This is a genomic window from Chelatococcus sambhunathii, assembly GCF_001418005.1.
GTDB lineage: Bacteria > Pseudomonadota > Alphaproteobacteria > Rhizobiales > Beijerinckiaceae > Chelatococcus_A > Chelatococcus_A sambhunathii.
The window spans coordinates 198,031-222,549 of record NZ_LIOL01000002.1 but is presented as its reverse complement, the minus strand read 5'-3'; the positions used below and the strand labels follow the sequence as shown (position 1 = coordinate 222,549).

General features: G+C 68.8%; 24 protein-coding genes. 5 read left to right on the top strand and 19 right to left on the bottom strand.

Going from position 1 to position 24,519, the window contains the following annotated elements; all coding sequences use genetic code 11:
• Positions 1–53: 53 nt before the first annotated feature.
• The 10 genes from tatC to ASC46_RS04590 form a co-directional block, all read right to left on the bottom strand.
• On the bottom strand, positions 54–842 hold the full coding sequence (gene tatC, locus ASC46_RS04635) for a twin-arginine translocase subunit TatC (RefSeq protein ID WP_055458132.1): 789 nt from the start codon (positions 840–842) through the stop codon (positions 54–56).
• Entirely contained in the window at positions 839–1,495 is a 657-nt protein-coding gene (gene tatB / locus ASC46_RS04630) for a Sec-independent protein translocase protein TatB (protein ID WP_055458131.1), read from the bottom strand. The genes tatC and tatB overlap by 4 nt, the downstream gene beginning before the upstream one ends.
• 83 nt (positions 1,496–1,578) lie before the next feature.
• The gene (locus tag ASC46_RS04625) at positions 1,579–1,830 is read right to left on the bottom strand and encodes a twin-arginine translocase TatA/TatE family subunit (RefSeq protein ID WP_055458130.1); all 252 of its coding nucleotides are present in this window, start codon (positions 1,828–1,830) and stop codon (positions 1,579–1,581) included.
• Between the two features lie 71 nt (positions 1,831–1,901).
• The gene (locus tag ASC46_RS04620) at positions 1,902–3,023 is read right to left on the bottom strand and encodes an ABC transporter ATP-binding protein (RefSeq protein WP_210165969.1); all 1,122 of its coding nucleotides are present in this window, start codon (positions 3,021–3,023) and stop codon (positions 1,902–1,904) included.
• Positions 3,024–3,033: 10 nt separating this feature from the next.
• A complete protein-coding gene (gene scpB, locus ASC46_RS04615) occupies positions 3,034–3,738 on the bottom strand; it encodes an SMC-Scp complex subunit ScpB (RefSeq protein ID WP_055458129.1) in 705 nt (234 codons plus the stop codon).
• Positions 3,735–4,550, bottom strand: coding sequence for a segregation and condensation protein A (locus tag ASC46_RS04610; RefSeq protein WP_055458128.1), 816 nt, complete (start codon positions 4,548–4,550; stop codon positions 3,735–3,737). The genes scpB and ASC46_RS04610 overlap by 4 nt, the downstream gene beginning before the upstream one ends.
• Before the next feature lie 36 nt (positions 4,551–4,586).
• On the bottom strand, positions 4,587–5,633 hold the full coding sequence (nagZ, locus tag ASC46_RS04605; protein WP_096335326.1) for a beta-N-acetylhexosaminidase: 1,047 nt from the start codon (positions 5,631–5,633) through the stop codon (positions 4,587–4,589).
• Positions 5,634–5,768: 135 nt separating this feature from the next.
• Entirely contained in the window at positions 5,769–7,277 is a 1,509-nt protein-coding gene (locus ASC46_RS04600; protein ID WP_055458127.1) for an SPOR domain-containing protein, read from the bottom strand.
• Between the two features lie 128 nt (positions 7,278–7,405).
• Complete coding sequence (argS, locus tag ASC46_RS04595) at positions 7,406–9,166, bottom strand: arginine--tRNA ligase (protein WP_055458126.1); 1,761 nt, start codon at positions 9,164–9,166, stop codon at positions 7,406–7,408.
• A 59-nt stretch (positions 9,167–9,225) separates the two neighbouring features.
• Positions 9,226–10,434: a deoxyguanosinetriphosphate triphosphohydrolase gene (locus ASC46_RS04590; RefSeq protein ID WP_055458125.1), complete on the bottom strand. Its 1,209-nt coding sequence runs from the start codon at positions 10,432–10,434 to the stop codon at positions 9,226–9,228.
• 98 nt (positions 10,435–10,532) lie between these two features.
• On the opposite strand from ASC46_RS04590, the gene erpA reads away from it, so the two are divergent.
• Both erpA and ASC46_RS04580 read left to right on the top strand, forming a co-directional pair.
• Positions 10,533–10,859, top strand: coding sequence for an iron-sulfur cluster insertion protein ErpA (erpA, locus tag ASC46_RS04585; protein WP_055458124.1), 327 nt, complete (start codon positions 10,533–10,535; stop codon positions 10,857–10,859).
• A 136-nt stretch (positions 10,860–10,995) separates the two neighbouring features.
• Positions 10,996–13,017 (top strand): hypothetical protein, encoded by a 2,022-nt coding sequence (locus ASC46_RS04580; RefSeq protein WP_055458123.1) that lies wholly within the window; start codon positions 10,996–10,998, stop codon positions 13,015–13,017.
• 560 nt (positions 13,018–13,577) lie between these two features.
• Here the strand turns inward: ASC46_RS04580 and ASC46_RS04575 are convergent.
• The 5 genes from ASC46_RS04575 to ASC46_RS04555 all read right to left on the bottom strand — a co-directional run bounded on the left by ASC46_RS04575 (position 13,578) and on the right by ASC46_RS04555 (position 18,546).
• Positions 13,578–15,881: an NADP-dependent malic enzyme gene (locus ASC46_RS04575; protein WP_055458122.1), complete on the bottom strand. Its 2,304-nt coding sequence runs from the start codon at positions 15,879–15,881 to the stop codon at positions 13,578–13,580.
• 43 nt (positions 15,882–15,924) lie between these two features.
• Positions 15,925–16,569, bottom strand: coding sequence for a class I SAM-dependent methyltransferase (locus ASC46_RS04570; protein ID WP_055458121.1), 645 nt, complete (start codon positions 16,567–16,569; stop codon positions 15,925–15,927).
• Positions 16,570–16,632: 63 nt separating this feature from the next.
• Positions 16,633–17,256, bottom strand: coding sequence for a CatB-related O-acetyltransferase (locus ASC46_RS04565; protein ID WP_210165968.1), 624 nt, complete (start codon positions 17,254–17,256; stop codon positions 16,633–16,635).
• 10 nt (positions 17,257–17,266) lie between these two features.
• The gene (locus ASC46_RS04560) at positions 17,267–18,145 is read right to left on the bottom strand and encodes a glycosyltransferase family 2 protein (protein ID WP_055458120.1); all 879 of its coding nucleotides are present in this window, start codon (positions 18,143–18,145) and stop codon (positions 17,267–17,269) included.
• Positions 18,146–18,285: 140 nt separating this feature from the next.
• Positions 18,286–18,546: a putative antibiotic biosynthesis monooxygenase gene (locus ASC46_RS04555; RefSeq protein WP_055458119.1), complete on the bottom strand. Its 261-nt coding sequence runs from the start codon at positions 18,544–18,546 to the stop codon at positions 18,286–18,288.
• Between the two features lie 123 nt (positions 18,547–18,669).
• On the opposite strand from ASC46_RS04555, the gene ASC46_RS04550 reads away from it, so the two are divergent.
• Positions 18,670–19,371: a TetR/AcrR family transcriptional regulator gene (locus tag ASC46_RS04550; protein WP_245280467.1), complete on the top strand. Its 702-nt coding sequence runs from the start codon at positions 18,670–18,672 to the stop codon at positions 19,369–19,371.
• 1 nt (position 19,372) lies between these two features.
• Here ASC46_RS04550 and ASC46_RS04545 read toward each other — a convergent pair whose 3' ends face one another.
• On the bottom strand, positions 19,373–19,786 hold the full coding sequence (locus ASC46_RS04545) for a GFA family protein (protein WP_055458118.1): 414 nt from the start codon (positions 19,784–19,786) through the stop codon (positions 19,373–19,375).
• Complete coding sequence (locus ASC46_RS04540; RefSeq protein WP_072249429.1) at positions 19,776–20,672, bottom strand: NAD(P)-dependent oxidoreductase; 897 nt, start codon at positions 20,670–20,672, stop codon at positions 19,776–19,778. The genes ASC46_RS04545 and ASC46_RS04540 overlap by 11 nt, the downstream gene beginning before the upstream one ends.
• A gap of 126 nt (positions 20,673–20,798) precedes the next feature.
• On the opposite strand from ASC46_RS04540, the gene ASC46_RS04535 reads away from it, so the two are divergent.
• Positions 20,799–21,140 (top strand): winged helix-turn-helix transcriptional regulator, encoded by a 342-nt coding sequence (locus ASC46_RS04535; protein WP_055458116.1) that lies wholly within the window; start codon positions 20,799–20,801, stop codon positions 21,138–21,140.
• Between the two features lie 72 nt (positions 21,141–21,212).
• Here the strand turns inward: ASC46_RS04535 and aspS are convergent, their stop codons facing one another.
• On the bottom strand, positions 21,213–23,021 hold the full coding sequence (gene aspS, locus ASC46_RS04530; protein ID WP_055458115.1) for an aspartate--tRNA ligase: 1,809 nt from the start codon (positions 23,019–23,021) through the stop codon (positions 21,213–21,215).
• Between the two features lie 151 nt (positions 23,022–23,172).
• On the opposite strand from aspS, the gene rnd reads away from it, so the two are divergent.
• Positions 23,173–24,318, top strand: coding sequence for a ribonuclease D (rnd, locus tag ASC46_RS04525; RefSeq protein WP_055458114.1), 1,146 nt, complete (start codon positions 23,173–23,175; stop codon positions 24,316–24,318).
• Here rnd and ASC46_RS21190 read toward each other — a convergent pair whose 3' ends face one another.
• The gene (locus ASC46_RS21190) at positions 24,319–24,483 is read right to left on the bottom strand and encodes a hypothetical protein (RefSeq protein ID WP_157672315.1); all 165 of its coding nucleotides are present in this window, start codon (positions 24,481–24,483) and stop codon (positions 24,319–24,321) included.
• Between the last annotated feature and the right edge of the window lie 36 nt (positions 24,484–24,519).

The following is a 24,519-nucleotide window of genomic DNA, read 5'->3' as shown; positions in this document are numbered from 1 at the left end:
CAATCCGGATCGGCCGATGGACGAGGCAGCGGCCGCTCCGGCGGGGATTGCCGTCAGGCCGCCTCGCGCGCGGCCTCGGCTTCCGCGCGCTTCTTCTCGACCATGCGGACGGAGAAGATGGAAGCCTCGTAAAGGAGCAGCGTCGGCAGGGCAAGGGCGAGCTGGCTGATGACGTCGGGCGGTGTCAAAAGCGCGGCCAGCACGAAGACGAGCACGATGGCGTAGCGCCGCTTGTCCTTCAGGAAGGCGCTGTCGATGAGCCCGGCCCGCGCAAGCAGCGTCAGGATGACAGGTAACTGGAAGCAGATACCGAAGGCGAAGATCAGCGTCATGATGAGCGAGAGGTATTCGCTCACCTTCGGCAGCAGCGTGATCGCGGCCTGGCCGGCCTCGGCGAGTTGTTGCTGGCCGATGGAGAAACGCATCACGATCGGCATGGCGATGAAGAAGACCACCGCCGCACCGAGCAGAAAGAAGATCGGTGTCGCAACGAGATAGGGCAGGAAGGCCTCGCGCTCGTTCTTGTAGAGGCCCGGCGCCACGAACATGTAGATCTGCGCCGCCACCACGGGGAAGGACAGGAAGGCGGCGCCGAACAGCGCGATCTTGATCTGCGTGAACAGATATTCGAGTGGCGCGGTGTAGATGAGCTGGATCTGCGCCTCCGGCCCGGCCGCGAACATGTAAGGCCAGATCAGGACGTTGTAGATCTGCTTCGCGAACAGGAAGCTGAGGAAAAACGTCGCGAGGAAGGCGATGAGCGACTTGATGAGGCGCGAGCGCAGCTCGATCAGATGCTCGATGAGCGGTGCGCGCGTTGCGTCGATGTCTTCCTGACTCATGCGCCGCCCCCGTCAGCCGGAGACGCGACGGTCTTCTTCTTCGTTGTGGTGCGCCGGGCCTTCGATGCCGCCGGCCTAGCGGTTGTCACCTCGGCCTTGGGCGCCGCGGCAACCGTCTTGCTTGTCCGCGGCTTCGCGGCAGCCTTGGCTTCGACGGCCTTGGGCGCCGCGGTCGCGGCGGCCTTCGTCGCGCGCCTCGGCCTGGGCGCCGGCTCGGCCAGTGGTGCAGCCGCCATCGCCTTGGTGGGATCCGGCGCGGCCGGCAGGTCCGGCGGCGGCAGATCGACCAGTTCCGGGCCGGCAGCGGCGCCGGCCTTGCCCGTGCCTTGCTTGGCGGCCGCGTCTTCCTTGGCGACGGTGCCCGCGCCCTCGATGGCGCTCTTGATCTCGTTGCGCGCCGTCTCGATGGGGTTGAAAGGCTTGTCGAAGGCCGAGGTCACGTCCTTGAAGCTCTCGACGTTGCGCCGGATCTCGTCGAGCTCGGCCTCGCGCATGGCCTCATTGAACTGGCCCTGGAATTCGCCGGCCATGCGGCGGATCTTCGCCGTCATCTGCCCGATGGCGCGCAGCGTGCGCGGCAGGTCGCGCGGACCGATGACGATGAGCGCGATCGCCCCGACGATGAGAAGCTCGCTCCAACCGATGTCGAACATGGCGCGCTCAACTGCCTGCGTCACGAAGCCAGCGGGATGCTCGCGGCATCCCGACCGGACCTGTTACACGCGATTGTCCCGGATCAACCGGCCTTGCGCTCGCTCGCCTTCGCGTCGACCTCGGCCGTCGGCGTCGCCTTATGCTCAATGACCTTGCCCTTGTCGGACGCCGGCGAAGCCGCAGGCTCGCTGGTGTCGTCCTCGGCCATGCCCTTCTTGAAGGCTTTGATACCCTTCGCGACGTCACCCATCATCTCTGAAATCTTGCCGCGCCCGAAGAGCAGCAGAACGACCAGACCGACGACAATCCAATGCCAGATGCTTGCGCCACCCATAACCTGCTTCTCCACGCGCCGTTCCGGCGTCTTCACGCGCCACGCAGCGCTCTCCCGTCTTCGCCCCGAAACTAGGCTCCCCCCGCGGCGAAAACAAGAACTTCGTCAGGCATGATCGTCACACCCACGTCCTGCCCTTCGTGGAACGGCCCGCCGTTGCGTAACCGGGCCTGCAACGGCCGTTCGAGGCCGTGGAGCGAAATGTGCAGAAGATCGACCTCCCCAAGGAAACACCGCATCGTGATCCGCCCCGGTATGCCTTCCCCGGGGGTACCGACAACGATGCCCTGCGGCCGCACGCAGACGACGGCCTGTCCCTCGGGCTCTCCAGGCGCCGGGAAGACGCCGAGCGGCGTCATGACCCTTCCTGCTTTCACGTCGCCCGGCAGCTCGTTGAAATCGCAAAAGAAGCGTGCTGCGAACAGGGACTGCGGCCGGCGGTAGAGTTCTTCCGCCGTACCGATCTGCTCCACCTTGCCGCCGCGCATGAGCACGATGCGGTCGGCGATGCGCATCGCCTCCTCCGGATCGTGCGTCACGACGATGGCCGTTGCCCCCGTCTCGCGCATCAAGGCCACCGTCTCGTCACGGATCGCGTCGCGCATGCGCCGGTCGAGGTTTGAGAATGGCTCGTCCATGAGCAGGATGCCGGGACGCGGCGCCACGGCCCGCGCGAGCGCCACGCGCTGCTGCTCGCCGCCCGACAGCATGTGCGGATAATCCTCCGCATAACGGTCGAGCCCGACGCGGGCAAGCGCACGGCGCGCCACCTTTTCCGCCTCTGCTGGCGGCAGGCGGCGCAGCCCGAACATGACATTGCGCAGGTTCGTCAGGTGCGGGAACAGCGCATAGTCCTGAAACATCAAGCCGACGCCGCGCGCCTCCGGCTCCACGAAGGCGTTCGGCCCCGCAACCTCCTGCCCGTCGAGCACCACCCGGCCGGCCGTCGGCCGCTCGATGCCGGCGGCGATGCGCAGCAGCGTCGTCTTGCCGCAACCCGAATGGCCGAGCAGCCCGACGATCTCGCCGGGGTCGGCCGACAGCGACACGCCCGACAACGCCGCCACCTCGCCATAGGCCTGGTGCACATCCTCGATGCTGAGCGAGGACGGGAAGGCCGCCCCCGCCGTGCCGCGCGGCCCCCATTCCCGCCAGGGCCACCGCACCGGCTCACGCATCACGCTGTCGCTCATCACCCATCCGTCACTGGTCACTGTCCGTCAGCGGCTCGTCCACGTCCGGCTCCCGCAGGAAGAAGAGATCCTCCTCCAGCGGATCCTCGTCATCGCGAAGCCCCGGCGCGTCGCTCGGTACCGGCACGGAGAAGCCGGACGGCAGACGCCCCTCGAAGAAACCTGCCCCCTTGAGCTCGTCAAGCCCAGGCAGATCATCGATGCCCTCGAGCCCGAAATGCGCGAGGAAGGCAGGCGTCGTGCCGTAGGTCACCGGCCGGCCGGGCGTGCGGCGCCGGCCGCGCAGACGCACCCATCCGGTTTCGAGCAGCAGGTCGAGCGTGCCGCGCGAGGTGGCGACGCCCCGGATGTCCTCGATCTCGGCCCGCGTCACGGGCTGGTGATAGGCGATGATCGCGAGCGTCTCGAGCGCCGCGCGCGAGAGCTTCTTCGGCTCGGCCAGCTCGCGCGCCAGCAGATAGGACAGGTCCGAGGCGGTGCGGAACATCCAGCCCTGCGCCACCCGCCGCAGGTTGACCCCGCGCCCGGCATAGAGATGCTGCAGCCGGTCGAGCACGGCGGCGACCTCGGCTCCCTTCGGCAGCCGCTCGGCGATGGCCGCCTCGCTCACCGGCTCGCGCGAGGCGAAGAGCAGCGCCTCGGCGATGCGCAGCGCCTGGACGAAGGCTTCGGCAGCCTCGTCGTGCCGGTCGAAGCGCTCGACATTGGCGCTCATGCCACCCCGCCTTCCCCGCTGTCGGATTGCCCCAGGCCAGCACGCCGGCGGATCCACAGCGGCGCGAAGGCGCCGTCCTGGCGCAGGTCGAGCACGCCTTCGCGCACCATCTCGAGGGTGGCCGACAGGGCCGAGGCGCGCACCGTGGCCTGCATGCCGGGCGCCGCGACATAGGCGATGAGGTACTCGTCCAGCGCCGTCCAGTCCTGTGCGCTGCCGACGAGCCGCTCCAGCGCCTCGCGCGCCTCCACCAGCGACCAGACGAAGCGCTTGCGCAACGTCACACGCGCATTCGCCGCCTTCTGGCGCTGGCGGGCATAGGCGTCGAGCAGGTCGTAGAGCGTCGCATCCCAGGTCGGCCGCGCCACCACCGACATCGGCTCGGGCGCCCCGCGGGCGAAGACGTCGCGGCCGAGCTGGTCGAGGTCCGACAGCCGGCGCGCGGCGGCGCGGATGGCTTCGAGCCGCTGCAGACGCAGGGTCAGGGCGCTCGCGAGGTCGGATGCACTCGGCTCGTCGCCCTTCGGCTTCTCGGGCAGCAGCAGGCGGGACTTGAGATAGGCGAGCCAGGCGGCCATGACGAGGTAATCCGCCGCGAGTTCCAGGCGAAGGCGTCGCGCCTCCTCGATAAAGACGATGTACTGCTCCGCAAGGGCGAGAATCGAGATGCGCGCGAGATCGACCTTCTGCCGGCGCGCAAGCTCGAGCAGCAGATCGAGCGGGCCCTCGAAACCATCGACATCGACGATCAGGGCAGGCTCGCTCGTGCCGCGCTCGGCAACCTCCTCGAAGGGCAGTTCGACAACAGACATCAATCAACCGTTGTGCGGGCGATTCTCCAGCCCGAATCAAGTTTCGGCGCCGACGCTACCCATGGCAAGCGCGGACTTCAGCCGCTCGCGGCCCTCCGCCGCATCGAAAGGTTCCGGCTCGTGCGCGAGGCGCGCGAGTGCCGCCGCGGCCCGCGCCCGCGCCATCCCTGCAAGGGTTGGAACCACTTCGGCTACTGTTTTCATCTCCTCGAGCCTGCCGTTGCAATGCAGAACGATATCGCAACCGGCGCGGCTCGCGGCGCGCGCGCGCTCGCCGATGGTGCCGGCGAGCGCATTCATGGAGATGTCGTCGCTCATCAGCAGGCCGCCGAAACCGATCTCCCCGCGGATCACCTCGCCGATCACGCGGCGCGAGACCGTCGCCGGCCGGCGCGGGTCGAGCGCGCGGTAGATGATGTGCGCCGACATGGCGAGCGGCATGTCCGCCAGCACCCGGAAGGGCAGGAAGTCGCTCGCCGCCAGATCCTCTCGCACCGCCTCGACCACCGGCAGTGCGTGGTGGCTGTCCGCATTGCCGCGGCCGTGGCCGGGAACGTGCTTGACGACCGGCAGCACGCCGCCGGCAAGAAGCCCCTCCGCGCAGGCGCGGCCGAGCACGGCGACCTCTCGCGCGTCGCGCCCGTACGCCCGGTCGCCGATGACGCTGTCGGCCCCGGGCACCGGCACGTCGAGCACAGGCATGCAATCAACGGTGATGCCGACGGCCCGGAGGTCGTGCGCGATGAGCCGCGCCCCGAGCCGCGCCACCTCGCGCCTGAGCAGGAAGTCGTTGGCCGGCAGGCGGCCGTAGGCCGCGGCGGGCGGATAGGCCGGCCAGTGCGGCGGGGCAAGCCTTTGCACGCGCCCGCCCTCCTGGTCGACGAGCACCGGCGCATCGGCGCGCCCGACGCTCTCGCGCAGGGTGTCCGTCAACCGCCGCACCTGGTCCGGCGTGTCGACATTGCGCCGAAAGAGGATGAAGCCCCAGGGCTGCGCCTCGCGGAAGAAGGCCGCCTCGTCCGGGCTGAGCACATGGCCGGCACAGCCGGCGATAAAGGCCTTGATCGCCGTCATGTCCGGCATCTCGTCACAGCAGGGATGGTCATGCCGCCGGATCTAGACCAATCCGATCGGCCGAAAAAGTGCGACCATCCGCAACGCGATGCGGCGGCCACCGGGGAGGCGCCGCCGCATGGATGCCGATGATCGGCCGCCCCGTCAGTTGCGGGCCACGAAGCAGTCACCGCCCTGGGACTGGAGCGAAGAGCACAGGTTCGCCGCCTCGTCGCGGCTCATCGGGCCGACGCGCAGGCGATAAACGGTGCGCTCGCCCACCTGCGCCCGCCGGATCATCGGCTCGAAGCTGCCGAGATCGCTGTAGCGGCGCTGCAGCTGGGCGAAGGATTCGCGCGCCGCGGCCTCGCTGGGCCGGGCCGCGAGTTGCACCGCGAAATCGCCGCCTCGCGGCGCGACCGCAGCCGCCGGGCGTGTATCGGGTGCCGGCACGGCCGGCTCAGCGGCAGCAACGCGCGCGGGCTGCGCCGGTTGTGGCTGGGATGCCTGCGGCACGATCGACAGCGGCGCGGTGCGCTGTGCCGGCTGTCGGGGCGGCTCGGCCGCCTGAGGCACGGGCTCCGGCGTGGAAGGCGTCACGACTGCTGCCTCCGGCGCCGGAACGGTCATCGGCGGCCGCTCCGTGGCCTGCGCCCGCGCCGGAGCAGGCTGCCCGCCGCCGATCACGCTGCCGTCGGGCCGCACGGCGACCGTCTTCACGCGCCTGGGATCGCCCAGGCCGGGGATCGACTGGCTGGCCGCCTCGAACCCCTCGGGCATCGTCAGGCGCAGGTCGTCGAGGGCGGGCTGCGCATCGGGTGCGCCACCCCCATTGGCGTTCAGCAACGCATTGACGTCGACCGGCTGCTCCGACTGGCGAACGACATTCGCGTCCGTCGGCTTCTTGGCCGCATCGGCGCGCTCGTAGATCTGCTTGTTCTGGTTGGGGATTTCGACACCGCCGGGGTTCTGCGGCGCGATCTTCGCCGGCTCGGCGGCAGCCTTGATCAGGGGCGGCTCTCCGCCGGCGCCGCCCTCCCCGCCCGTATAATTGAGCGCCAGGGCGACGCCCGCGGCCGCCATGGCCAGGACCGAAGCGACCGCGATCAGGCCCTTGCGGCCGCGCCGCGGCCGGGCGCGCTCCTCGTCGCCCTCGCCGGCATAGCCTTCCTCGACGTAGCCCTGGTCGATGTCGAACGAGCGCGGATCATAGGCACTGACCTGGGCCGGCTGGTACTCGCCATCGTCTGCCTGCTGGGGCATATGTACGGCGGATCGGCCGGCTGGCGCGCCCCAGTCATCGTCCCGGTAGCCGTTGAAACCGCCGGCGGCGGCGTTCTGCGGCGGCAACGTGGAAGCATCTCCGAGCAGCGCCTTTTCGAAGGCTGCCTCGAAGGGATCGGCCACCGGCATGGCGGCGGCAGCGGCCTCCTGCTGCATTCCGCGCAGCGGCACGTCGCCGAAGTCGAAGGCCGGCTCGGCCCGTTGCGGCACTGGCCGCTGCGGCGGGGCGTTGAGGAGATCGCGAAAGGGATCGTCCTGCCCCACGATGCGCGCGAGTTCTGCGAGCGGATCATCCGCGCGGGAGCCGCGCTCATCCTTGGGCGACTGGCGCAGTTGACGCTCCAGGTCGTCGAGATCGAGCAGGAAGCGTGATTTCGCTGTTTCGTTCATGGGCCTTGTCCGCACTCCATGCGCCGACCGCCCATGCAGCCGCACGCAGACCATGACCAGCGCGCCGATCAATCGACCAGCTGACGCGCACCGGCCCCATGCCTACGGCAGCGCGACGCAGGTCGCCTTCAGCGCATCTCTTCGGGCGCGGCCACACCCAGCACCGCAAGACCCGACGCAAGGATCGACCGCACCGCATGCACGAGCGCCAGCCTCGCCAGGGTCGACTTTCGATCGGTTTGATTAACAAACCGTAATTGGGGCGACTCCTTGCCGCGGTTCCATAGACTATGGAACGCGCTGGCGAGATCGTGCAGGTAGAACGCCACCCGGTGCGGTTCATGCGATGCCGCCGCACTCTCGATCATGCGCGGATACTGCGCGATCTGCCTGACGAGATCAATCTCCGCCGCATCGTCGAGAATGGTGAGATCCGCACGCGACAGCGCCACGCCGTTCATGTCGAGATCGGGAAAGGCCTCGGCCGCCTGGCGGAAGACCGATGCGCAGCGCGCGTGGGCATACTGCACGTAGAATACGGGGTTGTCCTTCGACTGCTCGACCACCTTGGCGAGGTCGAAGTCGAGCGGCGCATCGTTCTTGCGGAACAGCATCATGAAGCGCACCGCGTCGCGGCCGACCTCGTCGATGACCTCGCGCAGGGTGACGAAGTCACCCGCCCGCTTCGACATCTTCACCGGCTCGCCGGCGCGCAGCAGCTTGACGAGCTGGCACAGGAGCACGATGACCGCGAGATCCTCGCCACCGATGGCCCGGCCGACCGCCTGAAGGCGCTTCACATAGCCGCCGTGATCGGCGCCGAGCACATAGATGAGCTCGCGGAAGCCCCGCTCGTACTTGTCGCGCATATAGGCAACGTCAGCGGCGAAATAGGTGTAGCTGCCGTCGGACTTCATGAGCGGCCGGTCGATATCGTCGCCGACATCGGTCGCGCGGAAGAGCAACTGCTCGCGGTCTTCCCAGTCCTCCGGCAGTTGGCCCTTCGGTGGCGGCACGCGCCCGCGGTAGACATAGCCGCGCCCTTCGAGGCTCGCGATCGTCTCGGCGATGGCACCGCCGTTCTTGCCGTGCAGGGCGCGCTCGGAAAAGAAGACGTCGTGCACGACGCCGAGCGCGGCGAGGTCGTCGCGGATCATCGCCATCATCGCGTCGATGGCCGCATCGCGCACGATCGGCAGCCACGCGGCCTCGTCCATGTCGACGAGGCTCGCCCCGTGGCGCTCCTTCAGCGCCTCGCCGACCGGCTTGAGGTAATCGCCCGGGTAGAGCCCTTCGGGAATGGCGCCAATGTCCTCGCCGAGCGCCTCGCGATAGCGCAGGAAGGCGGAACGGGCGAGGACCTCGATCTGCGCGCCGGCGTCGTTGATGTAATATTCGCGCGTCACCTCGTGCCCGGCGAAGGCCAGGAGCCCGGCGAGCGCATCGCCGAAGACGGCGCCGCGACCATGGCCGACATGCATGGGCCCGGTGGGGTTGGCCGAGACATATTCGACGTTGACCGGCTTGCCGGTCCTCGCAGCGCCGCGGCCGAAATCGGTGCCGAGGCCGGCGACCGCCCGCAGCACGTCCTGATAGACGGCGGGCGCGAGGCGCAGGTTGATGAAGCCCGGCCCCGCGATCTCGACGGCGGTGACGCCCTCCTCCCGCTGCAGCTCCTCGGCGACGAGGGCCGCGAGCGCGCGCGGATTGGTGCCGGCCGGCTTGGCGAGCACCATGGCGGCATTGGTGGCGAGGTCGCCGTGGGCGGGATCGCGCGGCGGCTCGACGACGACGCGCGACAGATCGAGCCCCTCAGGCAGCTTGCCCGCGGCGACGAGCCGCTCGATCGCGCCGGCGAGGCGGCGCTGGTACGCGTCGAAGATGTTCATGGCCGTCCTTGAGACAACATAAGCCGCGCCGACAGGGGCGCCCTTCCGAAGGCGGCGCCCTAGCGCAATTCCGGTGTTGCGTCAAACAGGCGGCGGTGCTCCTGCAGGGCATAGCCGTCCGTCATGCCGGCGATATAGTCCGCGACGCGCCGGGCGACGCGCGGCTCCTCCTCCCGGGCTCGGTCGAGCCGCCATTCCTCCGGCATCAGCTGCGGCTCGCGCACGAATTTGCCGAAGAGATCGCGCACCACCGCCTCCGCCTCCCGCCGCACGCGCATGACGCGCTGATGGCGGTACATGTTCGGGTAGAGGAAGCCCTTGATGGCCTCGTCGGCCGCCGCCATGGCCGGCGAGAAGGCGACGACCTGCAAGCCCGCCCGGCGGATGGCATCCGCATCGGCCGGGGCGAGGCGCGCCAGGCGCCGGCCGCTCTCGGCGATCACATCCTCGACAAAACGGGTGATCACCCGGCGCACGAGTTCGTGAATGACGCGCGGGCGTTCGAGCCCCGGATAGCGGCGGGCGATGTCGTCGAGCAGCTCGGCGAGGAACGGCACCGCCCTGAGGTCGTCGAGCGCGAAGAGCTCGGCCCTGAGGCCGTCGTCGATATCGTGTGCGTCATAGGCGATGTCGTCGGCGATGGCGGCGGCCTGCGCCTCGCCGCCGGCATGGGTCGCGAGCCACAGGTCGTCGCGCTCGTTGTATTCCGTGATGGCGCCCGGCACGCCGCGCTCACCATAGCGGCCGAAGGGCCGGCCGTCCGCATCGACGAGCGGGCCGTTGTGCTTGACGAGCCCCTCGAGCGTCTCCCAGGTCAGGTTGAGGCCGTCGAAGGTGGCGTAGCGCCGCTCGAGCCGGGTGACGATGCGCAGGGCCTGGGCGTTGTGGTCGAAACCGCCGAAACCCTCCATGCAGGCATCGAGCGCGTCCTCGCCCGTATGGCCGAAGGGCGTATGGCCGAGGTCGTGCGAGAGGGCGAGCGCCTCGGCGAGATCCTCGTCGAGCCCCAGCGAGCGGGCGATGGCGCGGGCGATCTGGCTCACCTCGATGGAGTGGGTGAGCCGCGTGCGGTAGTGGTCGCCCTCGTGATAGACGAAGACCTGCGTCTTGTGCTTCAGACGCCGGAAGGCGGTGGAATGGATGATGCGGTCGCGGTCGCGCTGGAACTCGCTGCGCGTCGGCGACGTCTCTTCCCGGATCAGCCGGCCGCGGCTCGCCGCCGGATCGCAGGCATAGGGTGCGCGCCAACGCTCGCCGTGCGCTTGCATGTCTGGCTCCCTGTTGCGGCGGACGCCGACCGCACTTACCTTTTCAGTGAATGGCGAGGCAAGCCTCGCGGCACGGATATGAACGGATCTTGCCTGAGATGTCGGCAATTACTGTGACGGAGCGCGCCGCCAGGCGCATCAAGGAGGTGCTGAAGGGGGAACCCGAAGGCAGCATGCTGCGCATCAGCGTCAACGGCGGCGGCTGCTCGGGCTTTCAGTACGCCTTCGATATCGAGCGCAACAGCAGCGACGACGACGTGATCGTGGAGCGCGACGGCGCGGCCGTCGTCGTCGATTCCGTCTCCCTGCAATATATCGACGGCTCGGTGGTCGATTTCGTCGACGACCTCATCGGCCAGTCCTTCAAGATCGAGAACCCGCACGCCACCGCCTCCTGCGGCTGCGGCACGTCCTTCTCGCTCTGATCCGACGTCCCCTGCCGGCGGGCGGACAATCTCGACGCGAGCCGGACAGCGGCGCGCGCCGACGCTGCGCTGGCGCACATCGAATGGTAACCTCGCTCCTCTAGATGAACGGGCAATCGTTGATCAGGAGCTCCCTATGACATCCGCAGTTCGCCCCGCCCGGCCCGTTTTCAGCGCACGCAGGCGCCGGAACATCCTTCTTGCCGGCGCGGCGGCGATCGCGCTCGTCGGCGCCTTGCCGGTGGCGGACGAATTCACCGCATGGCGGCTGTCGCGGATCCTGGCGCCCGCCGGAACGGTCGATGCCGTTTCCGGTGCGCTGTTCGGCCCCCTCGCCGTCGACGGCCTCCGTCTCGCCACGCCGGGCGCGACGATCTCGATCGACCGCATCGTGCTGCCGGGCCGGGGCCTTTTCGGCAGCTCCGCTCTTGCCGCGGGCGACGTGACGCTCGAAGGCGTCTCTGTCGTGCTCGACGGCCTGACCCTCCGCATGCCGCGCATCCTCGTCTCGGGGACGGACCTCGACCAGGCGACGATTGCCCGCATCTTCGACAAGGCGGCGACGCAGCCCCTATCCGAGCGGCTCGCTGCCCTGACCGCAAGCGCGGTGCGCATCCCCGAGCTGACGATGGAGCAGACCGTCGGCGACATGCAGCAGACGTTGACCTATCACGACATCGAGATGCGCGACATCAGGGCAGGCGTCATCTCTGCCATCGCCGTCCCGCGCGCCACGATGCGGATTGACGGGAAGAAGGAGGGGCTGACCACCAGCTCCATGGGTCCGATCACCATCGACGATTTCGACACGGTGCAGACAGCCCGCGTCTATGGCGAGAAGGCCGGCCCGGGCGACACCGAGCCGAAGCGGCTTTACGGCGCCTTCAGCGTCGAGAACTTCAGCATGCGCGATGCGAAGGGCAACGAGGTCGGTGTCGCGCGCATCTCCGGCCGCGACTTCAAGGCGCGCCCGACGGCCGATTCCTGGCTCGGCACCATCGACGCGCTCGGCAAGGTGGACGACTTCGAGAAGCTGTCATCCGCGGAGCGCAAGGCCTTCTTCATGCGCCTCGTCGACATGATGACGGCTTTCGAGATCGGCGGCTTCGAGGCTTCCGGGTTCACCTTCAAGGGCAAGGACGAGAAGAAGGGCGAGCCGATCGACGGCGAGATGGAGCGCATCGCCATGAGCGCCGATGCGACCGGCCCCAGCTTCTCGGTCACCGGCATGCGCTTCGTCACGCCGGATGCCGAAATGCGCTTCGGCGGCATGAGCTTCTCCGAAATCGTCTGGCGCCCGATGCTGGAGCGGCTGAAAGAGGCGCTCGCCGCACCCGATACGGATTTCGAGGATCTCGACGCCCGGAAATTCGTGCCCCTGATCGGCCATGCCCGCATCGAGGCCATCGACATCGACATCCCGGCCGACGAGGACGAGCCGCGCCGCGGCAAGGACAAGCGGGCCGTGAAGGCCGGCGAGCGGATCAAGATGGCGATCGGCGCCATCGACCTCAAGGCCGGCAATATCGTCGACGACATCCCGACCGAACTCGGCGCGCGCGTTGACCATTTCGCCATGGCCCTGCCCGCGGGCACCGACAAGGACGGGCTCAAGGAGCTGCGCGCCATGGGCTATGAGGCGCTCGACCTGTCGTTCGCCCTCGATGCCGCCTGGGCGCCGGACAAGCAGGAACTCGCCGTCAAGACTTTGTCGTTCAACGGCAAGGACATGGGTGCCGTGACGCTCTCGGCCCTCCTCGGCAATGTCACGAAGGACATCTTTTCGTCGGACGAGGCCATCCAGCAGGTCGCCCTCATGTCGGCGACGGCGAAGCGCCTGTCATTCGCCGTCGAGAATGGCGGCATCTTCGAGCGCTTCCTGGAGCAGGAGGCGAAGAAGCAGAAGCGCAAGCCGGACGACCTGCGCAAGGAATACGGCATGGGCGCCGCCATCGTCGTGCCGGCCTTCCTCGGCAATTCCGAGGGCGCACGGACGCTCGCCAATGCCGTGGCGCGCTTCGTCGCCAAGCCCGGCGCGCTCAACGTCACGGCAACCGCCAACAACGCGGGCGGCCTCGGCCTCGCCGACTTCGCCGCCGCTGGCGGCGAACCCGCGACATTGTTCGAGCAGGTGACGATCGAGGCCAAGGCAGAATAGGCCTCGGCAGCGCCGGGCACAGCGGCGCGATGCCATCTGCGAACGGCAGCGACGCGGGATGGTAAGCGCAACTTCTCCCTCGTCATGGCCGGGCTTGTCCAACGCAAGTCGGGCTTGCCCAACTTGCGTCACTGCAAAGAGACGCGAGGCGCGCTGCTGTTGCCATCCACGTCTTGTACGCTCGTGCCAGCCTCGCGGCGGGGATGCCCGCGACAAGCGCGGGCATGACGTGGGTGGGTTTGCGTCTTCCCTACTCGGGCCAACGTCCGGTAGATGTCCTGCCAGTCGGGATGTGTATCGAGGATGCTCGCGCCGCGCGTCTCTTCAGAACGCCGGAATAAGTTCGTCCCGCTACTCCTGCCAGGACAGAACTGCCATTATCCACCGTCATGCCCGCGCTCGTCGCGGGCATCCACGCCGCGGTGCTGCCGCGAGGCTGGAAACCCGGTGGTCCAGCAACTCACGCTTTGGCGGTGACGAGCCCCAGCCATAGCAGGGAGAGCCGTCGTCCCCTGCTGCGCTACGCGCTTCTCTCACGGCTGGCAGCAGGCACGCAACGACTACCCAACCACCACCTGCTCGCGGTGCGCCGCCTGGGCCTCGACGACGGCGACCGCCGTCATGTTGACGATGCCGCGCGCGGTTACCGTCGGCGTCAGCACATGCGCGGGCTTGGCCGGCCCGAGCAGAATGGGTCCGACGGGCAGCGCATCGGCCAGCACCTTGGTGAGCTGGAAGGCGATGTTGGCGGCGTCGAGGTTGGGCATGACGAGCACGTTGGCCTCGCCCTTCAGCCGCGAAGACGGCAGCTTGCGGTCGCGAACCATCTGCGAGATCGCCGTGTCCGCCTGCATCTCGCCGTCGACCTCGAGATGCGGCGCCCTGTCGCGCAGGAGGCCGAGGGCTTCACGCATCTTGAGCGCCGAGCGCGTATCCGCCGAGCCGAAATCCGAATGCGATAGCAAGGCGATGTGCGGCTCGATGCCGAAGCGCGTCACGTGCTCGGCGCACAGCATCGTCATCTCGGCGATCTCTTCGGCGCTCGGGTCCGGCCGCACATGCGTGTCGGCGAGGAAGTAGTGCCCCTTTGAGGTGATGACGAGGCTCATGGCCGAGAATTCGCGCACGCCGGGCGTCAGGCCGATGATGTCGCGGATGTGCTTGAGGCGGGACTGGAAGCGCCCCTCGAGCCCGCACAGCATGGCATCCGCATCGCCGCGCGCGAGCGCGACCGCCGCGATGACGGTGGTGTTGGTGCGCACCAGTGTTTTGGCCGCATCCGGCGTGATGCCCTTGCGCCCGGCGACGTCGAGATAGGTCGCGACATAGTCGCGGTAGCGCGGATCGTCCTCGGGGTTGATGAGCTCGAAATCCTTGCCGGGCCGGATCGAGAGGCCGAAGCGCTTCAGCCGCGTCTCGACGACGGCCGGGCGGCCGATGAGGATCGGCTGGGCGATGCCGTCCTCGATCACCGCCTGGGCCGCCCTGAGCACGCGCTCGTCCTCGCCCTCGGCATAGATGACGCGCTTGGGCTCGGCCTTCGCCTGGGTAAAGACCGGCTTCATGATGAAGCCCGAGCGGAAGACGAAACGCCCGAGCGATTCCCGATAGGCCTCAAGGTCCTCGATCGGCTTGCGCGCCACGCCCGTGTCCATGGCGGCCTTCGCCACGGCCGGCGCGATGCGCAGGATGAGCCGCGGATCGAACGGGCTCGGGATGAGCGAATCGGCGCCGAAGGTGCGCGCCTCCCCTCCATAGGCACGGGCGACGACCTCCGACGGGGCCTCGCGCGCGAGGGCGGCGATCGCTTCCACCGCCGCGGCCTTCATGGCCTCGTTGATGGTCGAGGCATGCACGTCGAGCGCGCCGCGGAAGATGTAGGGGAAGCACAGGACGTTGTTGACCTGGTTCGGATAGTCCGAGCGGCCGGTGCAGATCATGGCGTCCGGCCGCACCGCCACGGCGTCCTCCGGCATGATCTCCGGGTTCGGGTTGGCGAGCGCCAGGATGAGCGGCTTGTCCGCCATCTTCGCCACCATCTCCGGCTTCAGCACGCTGGCGGCGGACAGGCCGAGGAAAACATCCGCCCCGCCGATCACCTCGTCGAGCTTGCGCGCGTCGGTCTTCTGGGCATAGGCCGCCTTCCAGCGATCCATCAGCGCCTCGCGCCCCTCGTAGACGACGCCCTCGATGTCCGTGACCCAGATGTTCTCGCGCCGGGCGCCGAGCGAGACGAGCAGGTTGAGGCAGGCAAGCGCCGCCGCGCCCGCGCCGGAAGCCACGATCTTGACGTCGCCGATCGCCTTGCCCGCAAGCTCCAGCGCATTGGTCACGGCCGCGCCGACGATGATCGCCGTGCCGTGCTGGTCGTCGTGGAAGACGGGAATGCCCATGCGGGCCTTCAGCTGCTCCTCCACCTCGAAACACTCGGGCGCCTTGATGTCCTCGAGGTTGATGCCGCCGAAGGTGGGCTCGAGCGCCGCCACGACGTCGACCAGCTTGTCGACCGCCGTCTCGGCGAGCTCGATGTCGAACACGTCGATGCCGGCGAACTTCTTGAAGAGGACCGCCTTGCCCTCCATCACAGGCTTCGAGGCGAGCGGCCCGATGTTGCCGAGGCCGAGCACCGCCGTGCCGTTGGAGACGACGGCGACGAGGTTCTGCCGTGCCGTGACGGTGGCAGCCTCGGCCGGGTCGGCGACGATCTCGAGGCAGGCGGCGGCAACGCCCGGCGAATAGGCGAGCGCGAGATCGCGCTGGTTGCCGAGGGGCTTGGTGGGCTGGATCTCGAGCTTACCGGGCCGTGGATTGCGGTGATAGAACAGCGCGCCCGATTTCAGATCCTGCGAGATATTGTCCGCCATACCATCCCTCCCCGGACCGCCCTTGCCGACGGTCCCGACCCCATCACGATTTTCGCTCGGCCACCACCAGCCATTGCTTGGCGAGCAGCGTCTCCAGCCGGCCGAAGCTCAGCGCCATCAGGAGCCAGCGCGCATCGGGAAAGCGGAACCGCTGCACCGAATGCACGCCGACCAGCGTCAGGCCGCCGACCGTCGCCAGCTCCGCCGCCGTCTCCTTGACGAAGAAGCGCAGATGCGTGCGATCGAGCAGCCCTGCGTCGCGATAGCGGAAATCGCCCTTCATCAGCAACCGCCAGATGAACTTCCAGTGCCGGATATTGGGCACCGAGACGATAAGCCGCCCTCCCGGCGCAAGCAGCGCCGACAGGCGCTTCACCATCGTCCAGGGGTCGGCCATGTGCTCGAGCACGTCGAGGCACAGCACGAGGTCGAGCGAGCCGGGCGCGATCTCGGCCTCCAGCGCCGCCGCCTGGGCATCGCCGCGCCACAGCCGGTCGAAATGCGGCTCGGCCTGCGCCGCCACGGCATCGACATACTCGATGCCGCCCTTCCACACCACGGCATGGCGAGCCGCCACGGCCCGCGTGGTCGCGCCGGCGCCGCAGCCGACGTCGAGCAGGCGCGTGACGCGCGCGGGCAGGAAGGGCAGTACCTCGGTGCGGGCGGTGTCGTAATAGCGGTCGAGCATCGTCAGCCGGTCGATCAGGGCCTTCCGCCTAGCAGGTCGTGCCGCCGCAGGCCAGCCTCAATCTCAGCCTCGCCCCCCGTCTCCAGCGCCCCTGAGAGCGGCAAGGACGGCGGCCGTATCGCCGGACAGGAGGAGCGCCATGAGCGGCACCAGCTCGGCCCGCGGGCGCTCCCACCAACGGGCGGCGACGAGCGCCTCGACCGTCGCCTCGTCGAAGCGGCGGCGCACCACGCGCGCCGGATTGCCGACGACGACCGCATAGGCCGGCACGTCGCGCGCCACCACCGCCCGCGCGCCGATGACGGCGCCGGGCCCGATGGTGACGCCGGACAGGATGGTCGCGCCCGAGCCCACCCACACGTCCGCGCCGATGACGACATCGCCGCGCGTCGCCTCGGGCGTCGGCAACCCTCGCGCCTCCGGCCACAGCTCCAGCAGGCCCGAGAAGGGATAGGTCGTCACCCAGTCGGTGCGGTGGTTGCCGCCGAGGAAGACGGTGACGTCATCGGCGAAGGAACAGTAGGGGCCGATGACGAGGCACCCGCCCTCGCCCCAGCGTCGCACGCGCAGCCGGCCATAGCTGTAGTCGCCGATCTGCCAGCCGAAGCGGGCGGCCTCGCGCGCATGGAAGAGGCGCGTGAGGTTGTGGGGATTGGTCCAGCGCCGCCACAGCTTCTCGATCCACATGGCTGTCTCCCTAGTCCAGCCCTTCGCGCGCCAGCGCGCCGCGCCCCGTCAGCCATGCCCACGCGCCGGCGGCCGAGCCGCCGTAGCGCTCGATGAGCCGCCGGTTGAAGGTGAGGCAGGCACCCGCCGCCTTGAGCGCGTTGACGGCGAACATGCCAAACGCCGGATCCGGCAGGCCGTACTTGCGCGACACATAGGCGCGCGACCACGCCTGGTGCCAGCGGGACCGGAAGATGCGGCCCGGCTCCGGCGCGCTGGAGCGGCCGCGCCCGTGCATGGCCCGCGCCGCATCGACATGGATCAGCGCCCGGCCGGAATCGGCCATGCGCCGGCACAGGTCGTCATCCTCGTAGAAGAGGAAGATCGCCTCGTCGAAGCCGCCGAGCGCGAGGAAGACGTCCCGCCGGCAGAACAGCGCCGCCCCGGACAGGAAAGGCGCGCAGCAGTCCCCCTCCGGCAGCACGAGGCGCCCGGAAGGATTGTGGAGATAGGGCGAGAGCAGCGAGCGCGGCTGGAAGAAGAAGCGCCCGTCCGCCTCCTCGATGCGCGGGGCGAGGAGCCCGGCATCGGGATAGCGCTCGGCCGCGGCGAGAAGCGCTTTGACCGCACCGGCATCGAGCACGAGGTCCGGATTGACGATGAGGACGAATTCGCTCGCGGCGGCCCGCACGCCGATGTTGCTGGCGCGGCCGTAGCCCTCGTTGCGGGCGCTGCGGATCACCCGCGCGCCGAGATGCTCGGCAAGCGCGGTCGAGCCGTCGCGGCTCGCATTATCGACGACGATCGCCGCGGCGCCGCAGGCCGCGACGGCCGCCAGGCAGGCCGGCAGGCAATGGGCCGAATCGTGGGTGACGACGACCGCCGTGACGGCCGAGGCATCGAGCGGCAAGACAGAACCCGTCGAAGAAGGGCCCGGAGCCCGGAAAACAGGCGAAGGGCCGGCGGCGGCCGGCCCTTCGTCGCTTTGACGCAAATCAGGCTGCAAGACAAGTCGAGCGGACGAATGGCCGGCGTGAGGGCCGACGCGCCTCAGCCGCCGCGCCGCCCGCTCATTGCCCGCCGCACGAGCGGGATGACGGCATAGACCATGCCGAAGACCATGAGCGGCACGATGGCGAGTGTGCGCAGGAAGACCGGCCAGTCCTCCATCAGCGGCCCGAGACCGTAGAGGATGGCGGTGATCAGCACATAGGCCCCGGGAATGAGGGCGAGCGAGAAGCGCAGGCGCGACGGCTGCGCTGCAGGAGAGGCGGCGGGGGAAGGAGAAGAAGGGGAAACAGCGGAAGGCATGGGGAACCGTCTCCGTAGAAAACGAAACGATCCGTATCGTTTCGGCCATGGATATAAACGGGCCGTTTCGTTATGTTAAGGGGCGGAGCGAAAAAAAAACCTGCAGGAAACCGGAGGAGCCCCATGTCCCGCCCCCCTCGTCCGCCGGCGGGCGTCCCGCCGAGCGAGCCGGCCGACAGGTCGATCCCGCCCGACGCGGACGATGACGACGGAGCCCCCTCCCCGTCCGGCATGGCAGACGGGCGCGGCCGCCGCACCTCGATCGGCGCCCGGCGCAATCCGGCGAGCGAGGCGGCGGTCATCGCCGCCGCACGATCCTTGTTGCAGGAAAAAGGTTACGCGGGCTTTTCCATCGACGAGGTGGCGCGCCGCGCGGGCGCGGGCAAGCCGACGATCTACCGCTGGTGGCCGACGAAGGCCGACCTCTTCATCGCCATCTACCAGGCGGACAAGGCGGCCGCCATCGCCATGCCCGACACGGGCTCGCTGGCGCGGGACCTGCGCACGCTCGTCAACGCACTCTGGACCTTCTGGCGCACGACGCCCTCGGGTGGCGCCTTCCGCGCCCTCATCGCCGAGGCGCAGACCAACCCCGTCTCCCTCGCCGCCTTGCGCGACCGCTTCGTCCCCCAGCACATGTGCCGCCTGCGGGAAGTCTTCGACCGGGCCGTGGAGCGCGGCGAGATCGCGCCCGACAATGTCGAGGCGCTCGTCGAGCTCTATTTCGGCTTCAACTGGTTCCGCCTCCTGATGAACCGCATCGACGACGACCCGGACCACGTGGCGCGGGCCGTGCAGATGATGGTCGAGGGGGCGCGGCGGTAGGCTATTCCACGAGCGGGATCGCCTCGCCGAGGGTCAGCCAGTCGGGCCGACGACCGGCATTGAAGAGGGCGGCCGGCGGGCCGACGTCCGCTTGCTCGAAACACCCGGCCGACACGACGAGCCCGTCAGAGATCACCTCCGCCTCCATGTAGAGCTGCGTCCCGCAGACTGGGCAGAAGATCTGCTCCACCCAGCGCCCCGCATCGCTGCCACGCCGGAAGCGGCGATGCTCGCCAGTGGTGCGCACCACGGCGCTCTTGCCGTAGCGCGCCCGCCAGCCGAAGGCCGAGCCCGTCGCCCGCTGGCATTCGCGGCAACCACAGGCATAGACCCGGTCCGGCGGCCCGGCGAGCGTGAGGCTCAGCTGCCCGCAGGTGCAGCGGGCGGTGCGCTCCCGCTCCGCTTCAGGCGGCATGGCGCACCCCGCCCCGCTCGATGAAACGCATCAGCGCCGCGAAATCGTCCGCCGCGTGGCCGGCCGCGAGCGCGGCCTTGAACAGCCCGTCGAGTGCCGCCGGAAGCGCGCGGTCCAGCCCGTGCTCGTCGCCGATGGCCAGGAGATGATGGAAGGCGCTGTAATGCGCCTCGATGGTCGCGAGCGTCGCGGCGTCGCCGCGCCAGCGCCCCTCGCCCACCCGCGCGATGAGATCGTCGGTCGCCGCATCGACCACCAGCTGGAAGTCCCGCATGTATCGGGCATAGGCCTCCAGGCCGAAGCCCTCTGCGCGGACCACCGCCAGCGCCTGCAGGGTGCCGAAGAGCTTGCCCCACATCTGCGTCAGCAGCCCCGTGTCGAGCGCGGACGCATGGCCCGCATCCTCGCCGACGAACACGCCGTTGCCGCCGAACACGCGCAGCACGTCGCGATGGCGTTCGAACGCCTGCCGCATGCCGGAGTAGAGTATCGTCGTCTCCGCCCCGCCGATGAAGTTCGGCGTCGCCATGATGGCGCCGTCGAGATAGGCGATGTCCCGCTCCGCCGCCCATCGGCCGGCCTCGCGCGCCTGCCGGGGCGAACCGGACGTGAGCTGCACCACCACCTTGCCGGCGAGCGCGCGTTCCACCGCCAGCATGCGCAGCAGCGCGTCCGCCGCCGCATAATCGATGACATTGACGATGACGACATCCGATGCGGCCACCGCTTCTGCCAGTGATTCAGGGGCGTGCGCGCCCGCCGCGACGAGGGGAGCGACCTTCTCCGGCGAGCGGTTCCATACGCGCGTTTCGATGCCCTCTGCGAGCAAGGCTCTCGCGAACGCCGAGCCCATGCGGCCGGCGCCGACGACACAAGTCTTTGTCATGACGGGAAACCCCACCTATCTTGGCGAGCAGCACCCGCCGGGTTGCCGATTGATAGGCGCGGCCTGGCGACAGTGTAAATTACGCACTTTCAAGTAAGCGCTCACCCCAAGGTAAGTGGTTTTGCAATGAAACGCCTCGAAACCGACGAATGCGGCTTCGCCAGCGCCCTCAATGCCATCTCGGGCAAGTGGAAGATGGGCATCCTGTGGGAAGTGACGCTCCGGCCCCGCCGTTTCGGCGAGCTGCGCCGGCTGCTGCCGGGCGTGAGCGAGAAGGTTCTGGCGCAGCAACTGCGCGAGATGGAGGCCGACGACCTCATCCGCCGCGAGGTCTTCCCCGGCGCCGTGCAGAAGGTGGAATATTCCGCGACCGACTTCGGCCGCAGCCTCAACGAGGCCGTCGACGCGCTGTCGCGCTGGGGCAAGGCGTTCGAGAAGCGGCAGGAGCGCAAAGCGATGGTGGCCTGACGCCTCAAGGGACCGTCGTCGCCCCCCAAAGAAAGGGCGCCCGCTGGGCGCCCTCGACCTTGCCAGTCGGGCTCACTTCTCCGGCAGGTTCAGCCGGATGTGCAGCTCTCTCAGCTGCTTCATCGTCACCTCGGACGGCGCGCCCATCATCAGGTCCTCCGCCCGCTGGTTCATGGGGAAGAGGACGACCTCGCGCAGGTTCTGCTCGTTGCAGAGCAGCATGACGATGCGGTCGACGCCCGGGGCGATGCCACCGTGCGGCGGGGCGCCGTAGCTGAGGGCGCGCAGCATGCCGCCGAACTTCGCCTCCAGCACGTCCTCGCCGTAGCCGGCGATGGCGAAGGCCTTGCGCATGATGTCCGGCCGGTGGTTACGGATGGCGCCCGACGACAGCTCCACGCCGTTGCAGACGATGTCGTACTGGAAGGCCGTGATGCCGAGGATCGTCTTCTCGTCGGCCGGGTCGAGCGCCAGGAAGGCGTCGTGGTCGAAGTTCGGCATGGAGAACGGGTTGTGGGAGAAGTCGATCTTCTTCTCCTCCTCGTTCCACTCGAACATCGGGAAGTCGGTGATCCAGCACAGGTCGAAGCGCTCGCGGTCGATGAGGTCGAGCTCCTCGCCGATGCGCGTGCGCGCCTTGCCGGCGAGCCCGGCCGCCTTGGCCTCCTCCCCCGCCGAGAAGAACACGGCGTCGCCCGCTCGCACGCCGGCGGTAATGGCGATGGCCGCCTGCGCCTCGGCCGGCACGAACTTGGCGATCGGCCCCCTGCCGACGAGCTCGCCGCCCTCGTCCTCAAAGACGATGTAGCCGAGCCCCGGCGCGCCCTCGCCCCGCGCCCAGTCGTTGAGCTTGTCGAAGAACGAGCGCGGCTGGCCCGCCGCCCCCGGCGCGGGGATGGCGCGCACCACGCCGCCGGCCTTGATGACGTTCTTGAAGGCGTTGAACGTCACGTCCTCGCGCAGGAACTCGGCGGTGACGTCGGCGATGATGATGGGGTTGCGCAGGTCAGGCTTGTCGACGCCGTACTTCAGCATCGCCTCGGCGTAGGGAATGCGCGGGAAGACGGGCGTCACCGGCCGGCCCTCGCCGAATTCCTCGAAGACGCCGCGCAGCACCGGCTCCACCGCCTGGAACACGTCCTCCTGCGTGACGAAGCTCATCTCGATATCGAGCTGGTAGAACTCGCCCGGCGAGCGGTCGGCACGCGCGTCCTCGTCGCGGAAGCAGGGCGCGATCTGGAAATAGCGGTCGAAGCCGGCGATCATCGTCAGCTGCTTGAACTGCTGCGGCGCCTGCGGAAGGGCGTAGAACTTGCCCGGATGCAGGCGGCTCGGCACCAGGAAGTCGCGCGCCCCCTCCGGCGAGGAGGCGGTGAGGATCGGCGTCTGGAACTCGAAGAAGCCGCCCTCCTTCATGCGGCGGCGCAGCGAATCGATGATCTGGCCGCGCTTGACGATGTTCTGGTGCAGCTTCTCGCGCCGAAGGTCGAGGAAGCGGTACTTGAGCCGCGTCTCCTCGGGGAAGTTCTGGTCGCCGAAGACCTGCATCGGCAGTTCGCCCGCCGGGCCCAGCACCTCGATCTCCGTGATGTAGAGCTCGACGTTGCCTGTCGGCAGCTCCGGGTTCTCGGTGCCGGCCGGGCGGTTGCGCACCTTGCCGTCGACGCGCACCACCCATTCCGAGCGCAGGGTCTCGGCCACCTTGAAGGCCGGCGAATCCGGATCGACGACGCATTGCGTCAGCCCGTAATGATCGCGCAGATCGATGAACAGCACGCCGCCGTGGTCGCGAATGCGATGGCACCAGCCCGAGAGGCGAACGGTCTCGCCGACATGGGTTTCGCGGAGCGCGCCGCAGGTATGTGAACGGTAGCGATGCATGGGCACGGTGTTCCGGCTCGACGATCGGACGAAGGGTGAATGAGCGCCCGCGCGCGGCAACGGCGCGGCCGCGGGAGAAGCCCACGAGACGGCACGAATGTCAAGGATAGGCCGCGACAAGCGGCCAAGTCTGAGTTATAGCGCGAATACCATGGACTTGATTGCTACGACCGACGCCCTCGCCGCCGCCTGTGCCCGCCTCGCCAAATTCCCCTTCGTCACCGTGGATACGGAATTTCTGCGGGAGACGACGTATTATGCCAAGCTCTGCCTGATCCAGATGGCGAGCCCGGCCGAGGCCGTGCTCGTCGATCCCCTGGCGGAGGACATGGACCTTGCGCCCTTCTATGCGCTGATGGCCGATACCAACGTGGTCAAGGTCTTCCACTCGGCGCGGCAGGACATCGAGATCATCTGGCAGGGCGGCAGCGTCATCCCGACCCCGCTCTTCGACACGCAGGTCGCCGCCATGGTCTGCGGCTATGGCGACTCGGTGTCCTACGAGCAACTGGTCAACGACCTCGCCAAGGCACGCATCGACAAGTCTTCCCGCTTCACGGACTGGTCGCGCCGCCCGCTCAGCGAGCAGCAGCTCGCCTATGCCCTCTCGGACGTGACGCATCTGCGCACCGTCTATGCGGCGCTGCATGCGGACCTGGCCGAGAGCGGGCGCGAAAGCTGGCTCGACGAGGAGATGGCGGTGCTCACCGCGCCCGCCACCTACGACACCCATCCCGAGGATGCCTGGCAGCGCCTCAAGGGGCGCATCAAGAAGCCGAAGGAAGCCGCGGTGCTGATGGAGATCGCGGCCTGGCGCGAGCGCGAGGCTCGCAGCCGCAACGTGCCGCGGTCGCGCATCATGAAGGACGACGCCCTCATCGACATCGCCGTGCACGCGCCGACGACGCCGGAGGCGCTCGGCGCGCTGCGCTCCGTCCCCAACGGCTTCGAGCGCTCGCGCCCGGCCGGCGACATCCTCGCCGCCGTCGCACGCGGCGTGGCGCGCGATCCGAAGTCCGTCAGCCTCGGCGAGCGCGGCCGCAAGGCCGGCACCAACGGCGCCACCATCGAGATGCTCAAGGTGCTGTTGAAGGCCGTGGCGGAGAACGAGCGGGTCGCCCCGAAGATCCTCGCCACGGTGGATGACCTCGAGGCCATCGCCCTCGACGACGAGGCGGACGTGCCGGCGCTCACCGGCTGGCGGCGCCAGCTCTTCGGCGAGAAGGCACTCGCCCTGAAGGCCGGGCGCCTGGCGCTCACCGTGGACCGCGGGCGCGTGCGCCTCATTGAATATTGATCAGGCCGCCTCGCTGAGGAACTCGTCGAGGGCACCGACGAGGAACTGGGCCGATGGGGTGAAGTCCTGCGACAGGGCGGCGAGGCTCTGCGCGGCATCGCGCGTTTTGGCCACCGTCCCACCCATGGCCGACAGGCTCTCGTTCAACAGCGATAACGTCGCCACGCCTGCCCCCGAATCCCTATTGTGCAACGCGCACGT

Coding starts and splice junctions, on each gene's coding strand:
- tatC (WP_055458132.1), bottom strand. CDS start 842: ATGAGTCAGGAAGACATCGACGCAACGCGCGCACCGCTCATCGAGCAT.
- tatB (WP_055458131.1), bottom strand. CDS start 1,495: ATGTTCGACATCGGTTGGAGCGAGCTTCTCATCGTCGGGGCGATCGCG.
- ASC46_RS04625 (WP_055458130.1), bottom strand. CDS start 1,830: ATGGGTGGCGCAAGCATCTGGCATTGGATTGTCGTCGGTCTGGTCGTT.
- ASC46_RS04620 (WP_210165969.1), bottom strand. CDS start 3,023: ATGAGCGACAGCGTGATGCGTGAGCCGGTGCGGTGGCCCTGGCGGGAA.
- scpB (WP_055458129.1), bottom strand. CDS start 3,738: ATGAGCGCCAATGTCGAGCGCTTCGACCGGCACGACGAGGCTGCCGAA.
- ASC46_RS04610 (WP_055458128.1), bottom strand. CDS start 4,550: ATGTCTGTTGTCGAACTGCCCTTCGAGGAGGTTGCCGAGCGCGGCACG.
- nagZ (WP_096335326.1), bottom strand. CDS start 5,633: ATGCCGGACATGACGGCGATCAAGGCCTTTATCGCCGGCTGTGCCGGC.
- ASC46_RS04600 (WP_055458127.1), bottom strand. CDS start 7,277: ATGAACGAAACAGCGAAATCACGCTTCCTGCTCGATCTCGACGACCTG.
- argS (WP_055458126.1), bottom strand. CDS start 9,166: ATGAACATCTTCGACGCGTACCAGCGCCGCCTCGCCGGCGCGATCGAG.
- ASC46_RS04590 (WP_055458125.1), bottom strand. CDS start 10,434: ATGCAAGCGCACGGCGAGCGTTGGCGCGCACCCTATGCCTGCGATCCG.
- erpA (WP_055458124.1), top strand. CDS start 10,533: ATGTCGGCAATTACTGTGACGGAGCGCGCCGCCAGGCGCATCAAGGAG.
- ASC46_RS04580 (WP_055458123.1), top strand. CDS start 10,996: ATGACATCCGCAGTTCGCCCCGCCCGGCCCGTTTTCAGCGCACGCAGG.
- ASC46_RS04575 (WP_055458122.1), bottom strand. CDS start 15,881: ATGGCGGACAATATCTCGCAGGATCTGAAATCGGGCGCGCTGTTCTAT.
- ASC46_RS04570 (WP_055458121.1), bottom strand. CDS start 16,569: ATGCTCGACCGCTATTACGACACCGCCCGCACCGAGGTACTGCCCTTC.
- ASC46_RS04565 (WP_210165968.1), bottom strand. CDS start 17,256: ATGTGGATCGAGAAGCTGTGGCGGCGCTGGACCAATCCCCACAACCTC.
- ASC46_RS04555 (WP_055458119.1), bottom strand. CDS start 18,546: ATGCCTTCCGCTGTTTCCCCTTCTTCTCCTTCCCCCGCCGCCTCTCCT.
- ASC46_RS04550 (WP_245280467.1), top strand. CDS start 18,670: ATGTCCCGCCCCCCTCGTCCGCCGGCGGGCGTCCCGCCGAGCGAGCCG.
- ASC46_RS04545 (WP_055458118.1), bottom strand. CDS start 19,786: ATGCCGCCTGAAGCGGAGCGGGAGCGCACCGCCCGCTGCACCTGCGGG.
- ASC46_RS04540 (WP_072249429.1), bottom strand. CDS start 20,672: ATGACAAAGACTTGTGTCGTCGGCGCCGGCCGCATGGGCTCGGCGTTC.
- ASC46_RS04535 (WP_055458116.1), top strand. CDS start 20,799: ATGAAACGCCTCGAAACCGACGAATGCGGCTTCGCCAGCGCCCTCAAT.
- aspS (WP_055458115.1), bottom strand. CDS start 23,021: ATGCATCGCTACCGTTCACATACCTGCGGCGCGCTCCGCGAAACCCAT.
- rnd (WP_055458114.1), top strand. CDS start 23,173: ATGGACTTGATTGCTACGACCGACGCCCTCGCCGCCGCCTGTGCCCGC.